The sequence below is a fragment of the Nostoc edaphicum CCNP1411 genome, from assembly GCF_014023275.1.
Lineage (GTDB): Bacteria > Cyanobacteriota > Cyanobacteriia > Cyanobacteriales > Nostocaceae > Nostoc > Nostoc edaphicum_A.
Genome location: NZ_CP054698.1, coordinates 963603 through 977424, shown reverse-complemented (window position 1 = coordinate 977424; position 13822 = coordinate 963603). Strand labels below are relative to the sequence as shown.

The following is a 13822-nucleotide window of genomic DNA, read 5'->3' as shown; positions in this document are numbered from 1 at the left end:
CCGCTCCTAACTTTTAACCTCTAGCCCCTAACTTTTGACCTGTACCGTTTTTTTGTGCAGTATCACTTTCTGGTAGTTCGACGCCAAAGACGCGGCTAAAAACTTTGGCTACTTTGTAGCCAGAATCAATCGATTCTAAGGGGTCTTTCCGCAGTCTGTGACGCAAACATAGCGTAATTACGCGATGGATATCATCAACTGTAACTTCAGTGCGTCCTTCATAAGCTGTTAAGGCTTTGGCGGCGCGGTTACTAACAATGTCACCCCGCAAACCATCTACATCCAATTCTGAACAGACTTCAGAAATTTTCACCCGCAGATCATAGTCCATGTTCACTTTTGGCAAAAGCTGTTGAGCATTGACAATCTGCTCTTGCAATGCTTCTTGCTGGGGTTTGTAATTTTCGAGAAATGCTGGAGGATTTTGATCAAAATCCGCCCGTTGTTCTACGATTTGCACCCGCAAGGCTGGTTCCTTTACTGTGTGAATTTCTGCGTGCATCCCAAAGCGATCGAGCAATTGGGGGCGTAGTTCGCCTTCTTCTGGATTTCCAGAACCCACAAGAACGAAACGTGCTGGGTGACGAATAGAAATACCTTCCCGTTCTACAGTGTTCCATCCACTGGCGGCGGAGTCGAGTAACACGTCTACAAGATGGTCGTCTAGTAAGTTGACTTCATCTACATAGAGAATACCTCGGTTAGCCTTTGCCAGCAGTCCTGGTTCAAAAGCTTTGACACCTTCAGATAAAGCTTTCTCGATGTCGATTGTGCCACAAACTCGGTCTTCTGTGGCTCCTAGTGGCAAGTCTACCATTTGGACTTTTTTGTGAGCTACGGGAATTTCTGCCCCTTGTTCTAACAGTTGGCGGACTTCATCGCTCATCAAGTCGGGGTCGCTAGGATCGCTACTGAAGGGGTCATTAGCAACCACAGAAATTTCTGGCAGCAGATCCGCCAGCGCCCGGATAGTTGTGGATTTTCCGGTGCCGCGATCGCCCATAATCATTACACCCCCAATTTTGGGGTCAATCACGTTCAATAGCAGCGCCAGTTTCATTTCTTCCTGGCCCACTATTGCCGTAAAAGGAAATACTACGCGACGCGCACTTGCCGTGGATTGAGCAGTTGGACTCACTAAATTACCTTAACAATATTTTTCTTATTACAGTTCTTTATTGTGACACAGGTAGGGCATGGGGGAATGTGAAGATCGGAAGCAGGGGAGGCAGGGGAGGCAAGGGAAGATAAAGGAGAAAATTTTACCTTGTACCCCTTCCTTATCTCTTCCCTCATACCCAATGCCCAATGCCCAATGCCCAATGCCCAATTCCCCATACCAATATCTATTGGGCACAAATGCTTATTAGCTGCGTCAACTATCTTAATTTGTCTGCTTTAGTTTTTCTGGTGCAAAAGTTCCATAAGCAGGGAACGAACAACTACCAACTCATCAATCCTGTAGTAAGCATAAATACTTGTAAACTATATGGTTAGTAGATTCAATCATAAAAACGAGCAATGGCGTGTGTGGGTAGCTAATGCATCATTCAAATCTATGAAATCACCTTTTATTGTTCAAATTTGGCGGCGAGCGCTCAAGTCTCTTTTTCCGATTCTCATTTTAATATCCTTTGTTACGGTATTACTGGTAGACAGTTTCACTCCTGCCATCGCACAGATACCCCGTCAGGAAATTCGCGGGGTTTGGATGACTACTAATGATTTTGACACCCTCAAGAATCGCGCCAAAGTGCAGGATGCGGTAACTCAACTACGGCGGATGAACTTCAATACAGTTTATCCTGTGGTATGGAATTCTGGTTATGTGATGTATCCCAGTGCGATCGCGCAACGTGCAGGTATTCAACCTTTTGTCTACAAAGGTTCAGATGGACATGATATTCTTGCAGACCTGATTACTCAAGCCCATCGTCAAGGATTGCTAGTAATTCCCTGGTTTGAGTTTGGTTTTATGGCTCCCCCAACCTCAGAACTTGCACTGAATTATCCGGATTGGTTCACACAAAAGCGAGATGGTAGCCAAACTTCAATCAGTGCAGCGGGTGAGGTGATGTGGCTTAATCCCTTCCATCCCCAAGTGCAACAGTTCATCACCAATCTTGTGCTGGAAACTGTTACCCAATATGATGCCGATGGCATTCAGTTTGACGATCACATGAGTTTGCCCCATGAGTTTGGTTACGACCAATATACAGTTGCTTTATATACCAAAGAAACTAAGAATCCTCCCCCAACTAATCCCCAAGATCAGGCATGGATAAAGTGGCGGGCAGATAAAATTACGGCCTTCATGGTACAACTTAACCAAGCGGTAAAGCAGAGAAAACCCCAGGCAATTTTCTCCGTTTCTCCCAATTACTATGATTTTGCTTACAAGTTTCACCTGCAAGATTGGCTAAGTTGGATGCGACAAAATATTGTGGACGAGTTAATTGTGCAAATTTATCGTCCCGATCTGCAAAGTTTTGTGGCAAATATTTCCCGCCCAGAAATTCAAGAAGCGCAACAAACAATTCCAACTGGAATTGGCATTATGACAGGGTTACGAAATAACCCAGTTCCCATGCAGCAAATTAAGTCTCAAGTGCGGGCTACTCAAGAACGCGGTTTAGGCGTAACCTTCTTTTACTATGAAAGCCTTTGGAATGATGCTTTAGAACCCTTAAACGAGCGACAAGCTGCATTTGGAACTCTCTTTCCATCTCCCGCACTCCGCGCCAGAGTTGATTGAAGAAGCAAGTTCGTAGTAAGCACTTTACTCCTGATTTTCTAAGCACTAAAGTGCTTACTACGAACCCTCAAAACTAGCTGAGACATTGTAGTAGTGCGATCGCCTGTAATTCTAAAAGGTATAATCTATCATTCGCCAGCCTGTACTCACTCCCCACTTCCTACTCCTAACTCAGCATGACAATCTTCTACCGAAGTGCGTTGTCGCATGGCATTAACTAAAGCCTCGTAGCTAGACCAATTTTCTTGCAGTAGAGTTTTTGCCTGGAGGGCATGAAACCGTAGTTTCTGCTGATAAGCTGATTCAGAAAAGCCTAAAATTGTCAAGACTCCTATCAGTTTGTTTTTATCATCAGATCCACCCTCAGCATTATTAAAAACTAGGGTTTCAGCAGCAATACCCGCCATCCAAACAGTGCAGTAGCGGTCTAGCATTTGGGCGCTGATTTTACCCACTTCTAATTGAGATGCTAATTCGCCATCATCAAAGCTAACACCGCCTTGCCCAGATTGTCCCTGTTTCCAAGCTTCCCAAGCGCTGAGTGTGTAGCCGGTAACGGGAATACCCAACAGGTAAGCAACTAAGAAATGCCCAGCTTCGTGGTGGACGATGCGATCGCGGTGTTCTTTTGAAAAACCAGCAATCCAATCTACAAAGATAGTACCACCCTTGCCTTGCAAGCTAAAGCTATCTAATGTCGCTATGCCTAAGATGGTGAAGGTAGCAAGTGCCGGTACTGCTGGTGATAAGTTTAAGAACGGCCCCAACAGTACCGATAGGGTCATGAGAAAGATAGATATTGCAACTAAATTTAGGCTAGTTTGGCTCATTGAGAGTTTTCTGAGTGCAGCTTAATCTTTCTTTATTATGAGGCGAGATTAGTTACAAAAGGAATGTGATTAAACAATCGTGCATTTACTGAGAATGATTTCTAGCCCATTCTGTACTTGCTCAAGTTCTTGGCGCTTTTGGTAAATCCACATCTTTTCAGCCTCACGTTGTTCCAAGGTTTCGTTGTGAGCCTTTTCCTGCTGTTCGAGGAGATTTTCGTAAAGTGCGATCGCTTGTGCAATTACTCCACTAGCTGATTCAACTCGATTTTCAAAGACTGAGCCGAGAATTTCATCTAATTGCGTGGGTAATTTATTTTTATCCATTGAATCATTAAATTTTTGAAATCCTATTTCAATTACTTTCGCCTTTATTTTGTTTTTTAGCCCATCAAAATCTAGCATTCCTAAACCAAACGAACCAGCAATTGCAGCAGCCAGGCTTGCAATAACTATAGCGATAAATCCAAACCCTGTAAATACCATTAATCCAGCAGCTAAAGCACCACCAATCCCAAGACCACCACCAATCCCTCCCAAACCCATAAAATCATCATTTATGCCATTGATGGAAAGTTTAAGTTGCTGACTTAAATTTGTTTGTATCCGCATATCTATGCTTTGAAATTCACTTTGAATGGCATTTAGCTCATAAGCTATTTTTGTATCTAAATCTTCAATACTCTTGAGTAAAATGACATCTCTAACTTTTGTATTACCCCATGTATCTATTTCTCGTGACACAGTTTTAGTAAATTGATTTATGTAGTCCTTAATGAGTTTGTCTTGACTAAAAGCAGGACTGTGTGGCGAATCCCAGTGTTGACTTTGTTGAATAATATTTTCTTTCAGTTCTTCACGCCACTTAGTCCATGAATGAGTAGCTTGTTTTATTACTTCTTTTTGTTGAATTTCTGCTAAGTTTTTGATTTTGACATCTCGCCCACTAGCTTCTCCTATCTTTTCCAAAATTTTATGCTTTTCTGCTTCCGAAATTTGAATTTTACCCTTTAAAATATCCTCAAATTGATATAATCCATCTAAACTTTTTTGTGACATTGCATTTATTTGAGTAATAAACTGCTTAATTTTCAGGTTTCCACTGTCAAAAGTCAGAAATTTATCAATAGACTGAGTAAAATTTTGGAAGGATTTCAAATACTCATTTTCATCTCCCTGCAAGATTGCCTCTAGCGTAGCTTGAGCAGAAATTAAATGAACTCTGTTTTCACCTACCAGTATAGGATTTTGACCATTTACAAATCTTTCGATTCTCTGTCTAACCTGCTCACGTCCCTTATCACTACGCACTAAATCTATAAAATTTCCTACTACAAAAAGATTATTTACAGGTTCATTTTCTCTACCATAATTTAGATTTAGTTGATTTTTCAGATCGTGGAGTAAGTCGCGTTCTACTTGAGTTAGAGAACATGAGGCATTAGTTAGAAAAATAACTGCATCAGTATCTTTAAGAAGTTTTTGAGTTATCTTAGTGCGGTCAGGGTGTTCATTTAATCCTGGAGAATCTACAATTTCTACCCCATTACTACATAACTCTAAATCAGGATGCTCAAAAACAATTTCATCAATTTGAGAATCAGCCAATTCATCACTTAGGCAATCTATAGCTGCATTTTCTGAAATCGTTGCCTTTAGTTGATATTCTTCAAAAGTAATCTCTTCCTCTGTTCCATTTTGATATCTACAAATTATTCGCTTTTGTATTCCATGTTTCAAAACTGTCACAGCGCCGCTACAAGGAATTTCTCTCACAGGTTGGATTTCTTCACCTAGCAAGGCATTCAGTAAGGTTGATTTTCCTTTACTAAATTCGCCTACAACTGCTAAACGAAAACGTTGTAATTTTATTTTTTTAAATACTTTTTCTATCTCTTCTATTAAAGTATAAGGTAAGAAGCTACGCTCATTACAATCTTTAACTATTTGAGAGATTTGACCACAATAAGTTTCTAATTGCTTACGATTTTCCTGGAATTTTGCCAACTCCCTATAGGATATATTGCTATGGTGTTTAGTTATTTTGTGTTCTGGTTTAGCAGGTAGAGCGGCTAGCATATCACTTGCAGCCTTGACAAATATAGTATCCAGTTCCTGAAAGCGAGCAGGGCTGAGTAAAAAATGCACTTCATTTAAATCAACAGGCTCCACATTTTCTTGATGAGTAAAACCAGCTTCTAAAATTGCTAAATGTTGTGATTGAATGCCTAAGTCCTTGGCAACTATCTCCAAATATTTTTTCTCGTGAGGGTCAATTTCACCATCTGCTGCTGACATTTCATAGCCAAAACCAATCAACAAAAGTTTTTCTGACTCTGAAAGTGGAGCCGCCAATACTAATAAGCTATTAACTTGCTTATAAACTTGATTATCTTTGACTCCCTTAATCATCAAATGTGTCAACTTACGCACATCACTTTCTGGATTACTAAATCGATAAAGGGTTGTAAGTAAACGTTGCTTTTCTGACTCTGCGACTGTGCCATCTACAAATATTACTCCCAGTAACACCGTGACTAAATTTGCCAGAAAAATTACAGGTGGTGTCAGATTCTTTTGAGTCAGTTTTTGTCCAGTAATCTGCGACAATAGCTCAACAGTCTGAGAGCTAACTAGTGAAGTATCCATAAATTATGTAAGGCAATAGAGTTTTTCAGGTTTAGTATGCCCATATTTAGACAGAATTAATTAATATACCGAATAAATACGGTTATCTTTAATTTTTTATACCAGTTAGGCTCAAGAAAATTAGCTTTTAGCAACCTAAAAATATGCTGTTCCAATTTGCGCCTGCAATTCAAGCTGGTATTGAAAGTGGTAAATATCTACAAGTTTTTAGCAATGGAGTACCTTTAAGCATGCTTAGAGGAGCAAACGGGCAGTTTATTGCCCATGCTATTAGTGCTACAGTCAACAACAGCCCTTTATCACCACTGGTAGCAGCTTCAAATTTACTTATCAGTGGGGCGCAGATGTATCAAACTCAGCAAGGGTTTACAGCAGTACTGAATGGCTTGCAAACTATACAGACTAGCTTGGGTGTACTGCAAGCAACTACAGCTTTGATTGGCGTGGGAACAATAGCAGGTGTAGCATTAACAGCAGTCAATCTACACCAAACACTGAAATTAAGAAAAGAAGTAGAGCAAATGAGGCTAGAAGTCAAAAACGGTTTTATTGACTTGAAACAAGCCTTAAAAGACCAAGGAGTAGAAATTAGACAAATAATCGAACAAGTAGCTCAAGATATCAAATTTGAACAACACCGCACAGCTTTAGTGAGGGCGTATGGAGTGTTTATTCAGGCGATGAACCGCTTCCGTTCAGCGATGCAATTGCAAGATTTCAGCCGAAGAAATGCTGAAATTGATGGCGTTAGGGGAATGTTATTTGCGGCTTTAGCAGATTACAGCAATCCCCATTTACTGGAAGAAACCTGTGCAGCTGGTCAATTACGCAGACTTGAATGCGCTTGGGCAATTGAACAGGCGATTGTTGCAACTTATCAAGTGCAAAATGAAGTTTCAGCAGTCAGCGATCGCCTGATCCTACTCCAAGATAAAATCTGTGAAGATGCTCTTACTGTGATTAATCGCTGCGAATCAGATGATGAACTTGATTTTCTCTTTCCCGAAATTATCCGCATTAAAAATCATGATTTAGCGGTATTGGATTCGTGGCAAAATCATGTTGATTGAATGCAATCGCTTCCTTCATCAGAATTAAAGCTTTTAAGTAGCGCTGATTTTAATAGTTCAGATACTCACTACTCCACAACCAATTTAGCAGAACCGCCAGAACAATTAGTCTATGAGAGTTTAGCCGAAAAATCTCATTTCTATTCGCTCCGTGACCAGTTGCTATTTCTCTTTGAGCCTGAACTACGTCGAGAGTACGAATTTTATATTAGTGAACAAGCTGGAATTACTGGTTATAAAACATTAATTACATCTAATTTGCAACAGGCATCAGATCTAACTGTTGGTAATCTTTATTACTATTTTAAAATCAGAGATGAATCGAAAGATGAGACAGAGGTAGTTTTAGCTAACTAAAACAGCTACGGCAATTCTTGAAATAACTATTTTTAAAGTCCGCCTACGTGGACTTTATTTGTATAACCGCAAATTTCATTCATTCGCATATAAGATTACTCAAAGACTACTGTTCTATTTCCATATACTAATACACGATTTTGTAAGTGCGATCGCACCGCTCTTGCTAATACAACTCTTTCCAAATCTTTGCCTTTTCTCACCAAATCATCAACTTCATCCCGGTGACTGACTCGCACCACATCCTGTTCAATAATTGGGCCTGCATCTAAATCAGCAGTGGCATAATGCGCTGTTGCACCAATAATTTTTACCCCACGTTCAAAAGCTCGGTGATAAGGGTTAGCTCCGATAAAAGCTGGTAAAAATGAATGATGTATATTAATAATTTGCGGAAATTGACTAATAAAATCTGCACTAACAATCTGCATATATTTTGCCAATACAACTAAATCTATTTTGTACTGGCGTAGTAATTCTAGTTGTTGGGCTTCTTGTTCTGATTTATTGTCTTTAGTAATAGGAATGTGCTGAAAGTCGATATTAAATTGCTCTGCCACTACCTTTAAATTAGAATGGTTACTAATAATTAAAGGAATTTCACCAATAAATTCTTTGGCACGTTGTCGCCAAATTAAATCAAATAGACAATGGTCTTGCCGACTTACCCAAATAGCTATGCGTGGTACTGTATCAGAAAAACGTATTTCCCACTTAGCGCCTAGAGGTTGAGCGATCGCATTAAAAGCAGGGGCAATAAATTCTCGCGGTAAATTGAACCCATCTAACTGCCATTCAATGCGCGTAAGGAATAACCCAGCGGCAAAGTCTGTATGCTGATCTGCATGGATAATATTACCACCGTTAGAGTAGATGAAATTGGCAAATTTCGCCACCAATCCCCGTTGATCTGGGCAGGAAATTAGCAGTGTTGCTGTCGGATTTGTCATAGTAACTTAGAAAAACTAGTGAGATTTGAAGTCAACTTGACGTTAAAAAGACGGCTATAAACCTCCAATTCCATTCACCTTGGCTCTAAGTTGACTGTGCGTTACCGAAACATACCACATAAAGTGTAATTGCTCATTTACCATTGGTCGGAGTTGGTAAAGGGGTGCTGAGTCCAGGTAGTTTCTGACTATTATCTACAGGTTGCTTCCACTCTGATAATTCCCGATTCACAGCATTTGCAAAATCTGTAGATACCAATAGTACATTTATATTTCCATCGGGCTTTGTCGCTGGGTCAGTGTGAGCATACAAAAAGCTACCGTTAAAGTTAGATTTGCCCAAAATCAACTGATGGCTTTGTCGGTTTTTCAGGGTGATATTAATAGTTGCTTGGGGTTGATCTAAAGCAAATTCTCCAAGCTCTTTTGCTGGAGTTGATAAAGTGCGATCGCTATTACCCTTGACCAGCAAATCCATTAAATAAGAAACAATAGCATCGTTTGCTGGGCCAGATATCGGAGATTTGATTAACCACTTGGGGTTACTAGATTCAGGGCTACGTTCCAGATTCAAGGTGAGTTTTTTTGTCTTGACCGTTAAGGACTGGACATCATCTTCTGCAAAAGAGAAAATTTTCTGCTTTTGCTCCTTTGCTTCTTCTCGCACAGTTGCGCCCCGAATTTCATAGAAGTAAACAAAACCACCTAAACCCAGAGCTAGCAGCATCAAAATTAAAGTCGTTCGTGGCAATTTCATTTTTTGGTCATTTGTCATTGGTCATTGGTCATTTGTTATTGGTGAGGAGTTAATATTTATAACTCCTAACTCACTTTTTACCGTCGTTTCCACCAGAGAAGAACTGCGATCGCAAACCCAATTAAGGGTAAAACCAATAAAGACGACACTATTAAAAGATTGCCTTGGGTAGTAGTCAGGGTTATTCGACGGTTTTTCGGTTCTTTGGGGCGAATGGAAAGGGGTTGCTGATCCTGTTGACTCAGCCAAGTAACTGAGTTGAGGAATACATCTCCATTTAGTTGCTGTTGAAACAAGCCATCAGTGGCGAAATTAGAATTTCCTAAAACTACTAACCGTGACTCGGTAGCTGTTTGAGATGAGGGAGTGGGGGAAGGAGCAGGAGTAGGGGAGGCAGGGGGAGTGGGGGGAGTTTGAGCTTGGGTGGTTGGTGATGGTAGGGGTGAAGGTGTTGGTGAAGCTTGGGGAGTGGTAGCAGATTTAGCTGCTTGTTTTCTTGTTAGGGCAACACCCAAGGTAAGAGGCCCTGGAAGGTCTTTATCTGCATTAAACTCCAATTTTTCGCTTTGGAGGTCGCTTTCTGCCCAACTGCTGGGATAGGGTTTGGTTCGCAGCAGAGGAGTAGCCTCAACACCGGGTACAGAAGTAATTTCTAGTGGTCGTGCAACTGGATAAAAAGAATTACCGTTACCGAAATCTTTGGTAATTGGGTGTTGTCCATATTCTGTTACTAAGGGCGTTGCAGGGCCAAGTCCTATGACGCTTTCACCTGAAACATCGACTGCTAAACGATTATCTAAACGAACACCCCACTCTTGTAGCAAGCTGTTAAGTTTGGGATCAGTATTAGGATCAATCATCAACAGTAAGTTACCGCCACGATTCAGATATTCTTGTAAAGCTTTGACTTCGCCCTCAAACAGCCCTCGCTTGGGGCCAGCTACTATGACGACAGCGGCATCTTGAGGAACTTTGGAGGTTTCTGCTAGATTCAGCGGAGATGTTGTAAAGTTTTTGTCGCCTAATCCCTGAACTGCTTGTGATATTGCATCTTTACCAGCCGAAAGTTGGCGTTCGCCATGACCTTGGAGTAAGTAAACTTTGGCTGTGGTTGAACTTGTTAGTTGTTGCAGGCGACTAGTTAATCTGATTTCTGACAGACGCTCATTTTGATTGACTGTTTGCACTAATTGCCGTTTATCGCCAGATTCTAAATAAACTTCCCCGTAATCTTTGACGCCAAACTTTTCTGCAAGTCCTGGTCTTGTTTGGGGGTCAATATACTCATATTTAAATTTTGAGCTTTGTCGTTGATAATTTTCTAGCAATTCTTGGTCTTGGGGATTCTGGTTAATATCAAACACCCACACCTTAACTGGCTGTGGTAATGCACTTACTAATTCCCGTGACTGAGGCGCAAGGGTAAATAATTGAGCTTCTGTTAAGTCTGCCCGCAAGTGATAGCGAGTTCCCAAAAAGTTAATCAATCCCAATATTGCTAATACTGCTAAAGTTGCCACTAGGGCATTAGTTCCAGCTTGGGTAGAACGACGCTTCCACCAGTTATTCTGGTAGCTTTGCCATATTATCCCCAACCCACTAATCACAAGTCCTGCAATTATAAATGCTAATGGAATTAGTCCCCACTGTTCAGAGACTAATCCAACTGTTAAACCGACCGTAATTAGGAATGGGCCTAACCAAAATAAATATTTCCACAGTTTATTTTTTGCAACTATCTTCATTTTATTTGTCATTTGTCATTTGTCATTTGTCATTGGGCGTTGGTCTAAAAATAGTGACAAGTAAAAATATATATATGGACGAAAATTGAGTAATTAAAAATAAGATAAGCAATGCAACTGAATAAATGGCAACAAAGCGTTTCCAAGAATTACAGGTTTATCAATTATCAGAACAGTTGGCTGATGACATTTGGAAAATTGTTGAGGGATGGAATTTTTTTGCAAAAGATACTATTGGTAAACAGATTGTTCGTTCGGCAGATAGTATTGGAGCCAATATAGCAGAAGGTGTAGGAAGAGGTAGTTTTCAAGACAATAGACGTTTTATCAAAATAGCAAGAGGTTCTTTGAATGAAACTCGACATTGGTTAAGACGAGCTTACACTCGTAACCTTTGAACTACCGAACAGATAAATGCAATCAAAACAACCATTAACGAACTAGCACCCAAATTAAACTCCTACCTTAACTCAATTGGCAATGTCCCAGATGACTAATAACAAATGACCAAGGACAAATGACAAATGACAAATGAATGACTATTGCCTTTGAAAGCGCAGTGCATCAATTGATTGAGCGGTGAGAAATATACCCAGAAAAATATAACTACCGAATAAAATGAAGGTGCTGGTATCAAAAATACCTTGAATTAAGGTGTTGTAATGTTTTAGCAAAGATAGATAACCTAAAGCTTCGCCGATGGGGCCAGGGACAATTTTGCCGATTAAATCAATCAATAACAATAATAAGATTACTGCAAAGGTAAGAACGGCAGAAAGAATTGTGCTGTCTGTTAATGAGGAAATAAACATTCCTACAGATAAAATTGCTGCTGCTAGCAAGATTAATCCCAAATGACCCAGTAACGGAATTGAGGGTGCCATTGGTGGATTTGAACCGCTGATGGCGATCGCTTCAAACACTAGCATGGGTAAAACCATCGAGGTAAAAAATGTTAGCACGCCTAATAATTTACCTACAGCTACCGCCCAATTGGTGATTGGTGAGGTGGCTAACAGTTCTAAAGTACCCCGCTTCCGTTCTTCAGCATAGAGTCCCATTGAGAGTATTGGCAGGATAAACAACAATAGCCATCCCATGCGATCCAAAAATGCTCGGACAAATTCGTAAGGGACATCTATCGGCGGTACTGGTACTCCCAGTTGTTGCCCTTGTGCATCTATTGCCGCGACTCCTAGCAAAATGCCGTCTGGCCCTAGCAAAATCATCACGAAGAATAACCCCGCGAGAAACCAAAATATGCCTGCGATCGCATAAGCTAATGGCGATACAAAATAACTTTGCAACTCCCGGCGATAAATGGCAATGATATTACTCAGTACTACACCCATTTACGCTGCCTCTCCTTCTTTATCTGCTGCTAAGTCTACCTCAGTCTCGAAATTCTTTTCTTCTGTGGTCAGTTGCAAGAATACGTCTTCTAAGGTAGCGTTTACTCGCCGCAGTTCATGTAAACCAAATCCTGCACGCACTAATGTTGTGACAATATCCTTTCCTGGTTCTTTTCCCGGTTGCGATATTACCCGCAGGTAAGCGCGATTTGCCTGGGGTTGATGACCGGCTGTCGGAATTGATTCTATCAGGCTCACACCTGCGACTTTTTGCAATACCTGTTTCGCTAGGGCAGCTTCTCCTTCTATTTCCAACTCATACCCAGAACCACCTGTCAATTGGGTCATCAGGTTTTCTGGTGTGTTAGTTGCTACGACTTTGCCGCGATTGATGATGGCGACACGGCTACAAGTCATACTCACTTCTGGCAGAATGTGGGTGGAAAGAATAATTGTGTGAGTCCCAGCAAGGCTTTTAATTAAATTCCGCACCTCAATTATTTGTCGAGGATCGAGTCCAACTGTGGGTTCATCGAGAATGATTGCTGGGGGATCGTGGACGATCGCTTGAGCAATTCCGACTCTTTGGCGGTATCCTTTTGAGAGTTTGCGGATAATTACCTTTCGTTTATCTTCTAGGTTGCAGCGTTTGATGGCGGCTGTTACCTTGTTGGGGCGATCGCCTGCTGAAACTCCTTTAATTCGGGCAACAAAATGCAAAAATCCCTCCACCGTCATGTCTGGATACAACGGTGGTGTTTCGGGTAAATAACCAATGCGTTGGCGTACAGCCAGAGAATTTTCATGGACATCATAACCAGCAATCCGGGCATTTCCATTGGTTGCCGGTAAATAACCAGCGAGAATCCGCATGGTTGTGGTTTTTCCAGCGCCATTGGGGCCTAACAAGCCTAAAATCTCCCCAGGCTCGACGCTAAAAGTGACATCGGTAATTGCTGGGGTAGAGCCGTATATTTTACTCAGATGTTCAACTTCAATCATCCGTATAGTGGCGATCGCAATTTATAGAATACCCAACAATCTTAGATCACGATATTGGGTATGGGGGACTGGCACTAAGATTAGCCGACAACGAGTAAAGTTCCTGAAAAACGAATACGCTTGGGTTAAGGCTAAAATCTTTTGTCAAAGTCAATTTTTTTAACGATAAATGATGACGAGATGACGATGAAAAAAGTATATAGATTGTACAAACCCTTGGTAGTGAACGTGTACTTGAATTTTCACGTTATGTAGGAAAGTCCACAAAAAACCTAACCTCCAAATCGTCGCGGGAAGGGGGAAACTTCAAAGTCTCTCTCCTTTTAGGAGAGAGATTTAGAGAGAGGTTTTTCAA

The 13822-nt window shown here is 40.9% G+C and carries 9 protein-coding genes and 2 pseudogenes; 3 read left to right on the top strand and 8 right to left on the bottom strand.

What is annotated here, in order from left to right:
• Positions 1-13 precede the first annotated feature (13 nt).
• Positions 14-1138 carry a magnesium chelatase ATPase subunit I gene (gene bchI, locus HUN01_RS06780; protein ID WP_069071594.1) on the bottom strand — a complete coding sequence of 375 codons (1125 nt, stop codon included), beginning with the start codon at positions 1136-1138 and terminating at the stop codon, positions 14-16.
• Positions 1139-1558: 420 nt separating this feature from the next.
• Here bchI and HUN01_RS06775 point away from each other — a divergent pair, with 420 nt between their 5' ends.
• A complete protein-coding gene (locus HUN01_RS06775) occupies positions 1559-2755 on the top strand; it encodes a glycoside hydrolase family 10-like protein (RefSeq protein ID WP_420832778.1) in 1197 nt (398 codons plus the stop codon).
• A gap of 146 nt (positions 2756-2901) precedes the next feature.
• On the opposite strand, the gene HUN01_RS06770 is transcribed toward HUN01_RS06775, so the two are convergent.
• Both HUN01_RS06770 and HUN01_RS06765 read right to left on the bottom strand, forming a co-directional pair.
• Positions 2902-3585 carry an ATP-dependent Zn protease gene (locus tag HUN01_RS06770; RefSeq protein ID WP_181930629.1) on the bottom strand — a complete coding sequence of 228 codons (684 nt, stop codon included), beginning with the start codon at positions 3583-3585 and terminating at the stop codon, positions 2902-2904.
• Between the two features lie 69 nt (positions 3586-3654).
• Positions 3655-6234 (bottom strand): dynamin family protein, encoded by a 2580-nt coding sequence (locus HUN01_RS06765; protein WP_181930628.1) that lies wholly within the window; start codon positions 6232-6234, stop codon positions 3655-3657.
• Between the two features lie 143 nt (positions 6235-6377).
• On the opposite strand from HUN01_RS06765, the pseudogene HUN01_RS06760 reads away from it, so the two are divergent.
• Positions 6378-7661 (top strand): annotated as a pseudogene (locus HUN01_RS06760) (hypothetical protein).
• A 95-nt stretch (positions 7662-7756) separates the two neighbouring features.
• Here HUN01_RS06760 and purU read toward each other — a convergent pair.
• The 3 genes from purU to HUN01_RS06745 all read right to left on the bottom strand — a co-directional run bounded on the left by purU (position 7757) and on the right by HUN01_RS06745 (position 11113).
• Positions 7757-8611, bottom strand: a complete 855-nt coding sequence (gene purU / locus HUN01_RS06755; RefSeq protein ID WP_181930627.1) for a formyltetrahydrofolate deformylase — start codon at positions 8609-8611, stop codon at positions 7757-7759.
• A 133-nt stretch (positions 8612-8744) separates the two neighbouring features.
• Positions 8745-9368 carry a DUF4340 domain-containing protein gene (locus HUN01_RS06750; RefSeq protein WP_181932593.1) on the bottom strand — a complete coding sequence of 208 codons (624 nt, stop codon included), beginning with the start codon at positions 9366-9368 and terminating at the stop codon, positions 8745-8747.
• Between the two features lie 77 nt (positions 9369-9445).
• A complete protein-coding gene (locus HUN01_RS06745) occupies positions 9446-11113 on the bottom strand; it encodes a GldG family protein (protein ID WP_181932592.1) in 1668 nt (555 codons plus the stop codon).
• Between the two features lie 125 nt (positions 11114-11238).
• On the opposite strand from HUN01_RS06745, the pseudogene HUN01_RS06740 reads away from it, so the two are divergent.
• Positions 11239-11610 (top strand): annotated as a pseudogene (locus HUN01_RS06740) (four helix bundle protein).
• A 42-nt stretch (positions 11611-11652) separates the two neighbouring features.
• On the opposite strand, the gene HUN01_RS06735 reads toward HUN01_RS06740, so the two are convergent.
• Together HUN01_RS06735 and HUN01_RS06730 are read right to left on the bottom strand one after the other, a co-directional pair.
• Positions 11653-12465: an ABC transporter permease gene (locus HUN01_RS06735; protein ID WP_181930625.1), complete on the bottom strand. Its 813-nt coding sequence runs from the start codon at positions 12463-12465 to the stop codon at positions 11653-11655.
• Positions 12466-13467, bottom strand: a complete 1002-nt coding sequence (locus tag HUN01_RS06730; RefSeq protein ID WP_181930624.1) for an ABC transporter ATP-binding protein — start codon at positions 13465-13467, stop codon at positions 12466-12468.
• Positions 13468-13822: the final 355 nt, after the last annotated feature.

Coding starts and splice junctions, on each gene's coding strand:
- HUN01_RS06745 (WP_181932592.1), bottom strand. CDS start 11,113: ATGAAGATAGTTGCAAAAAATAAACTGTGGAAATATTTATTTTGGTTA.
- HUN01_RS06770 (WP_181930629.1), bottom strand. CDS start 3,585: ATGAGCCAAACTAGCCTAAATTTAGTTGCAATATCTATCTTTCTCATG.
- purU (WP_181930627.1), bottom strand. CDS start 8,611: ATGACAAATCCGACAGCAACACTGCTAATTTCCTGCCCAGATCAACGG.
- HUN01_RS06730 (WP_181930624.1), bottom strand. CDS start 13,467: ATGATTGAAGTTGAACATCTGAGTAAAATATACGGCTCTACCCCAGCA.
- HUN01_RS06765 (WP_181930628.1), bottom strand. CDS start 6,234: ATGGATACTTCACTAGTTAGCTCTCAGACTGTTGAGCTATTGTCGCAG.
- HUN01_RS06775 (WP_420832778.1), top strand. CDS start 1,559: ATGAAATCACCTTTTATTGTTCAAATTTGGCGGCGAGCGCTCAAGTCT.
- HUN01_RS06750 (WP_181932593.1), bottom strand. CDS start 9,368: ATGAAATTGCCACGAACGACTTTAATTTTGATGCTGCTAGCTCTGGGT.
- HUN01_RS06735 (WP_181930625.1), bottom strand. CDS start 12,465: ATGGGTGTAGTACTGAGTAATATCATTGCCATTTATCGCCGGGAGTTG.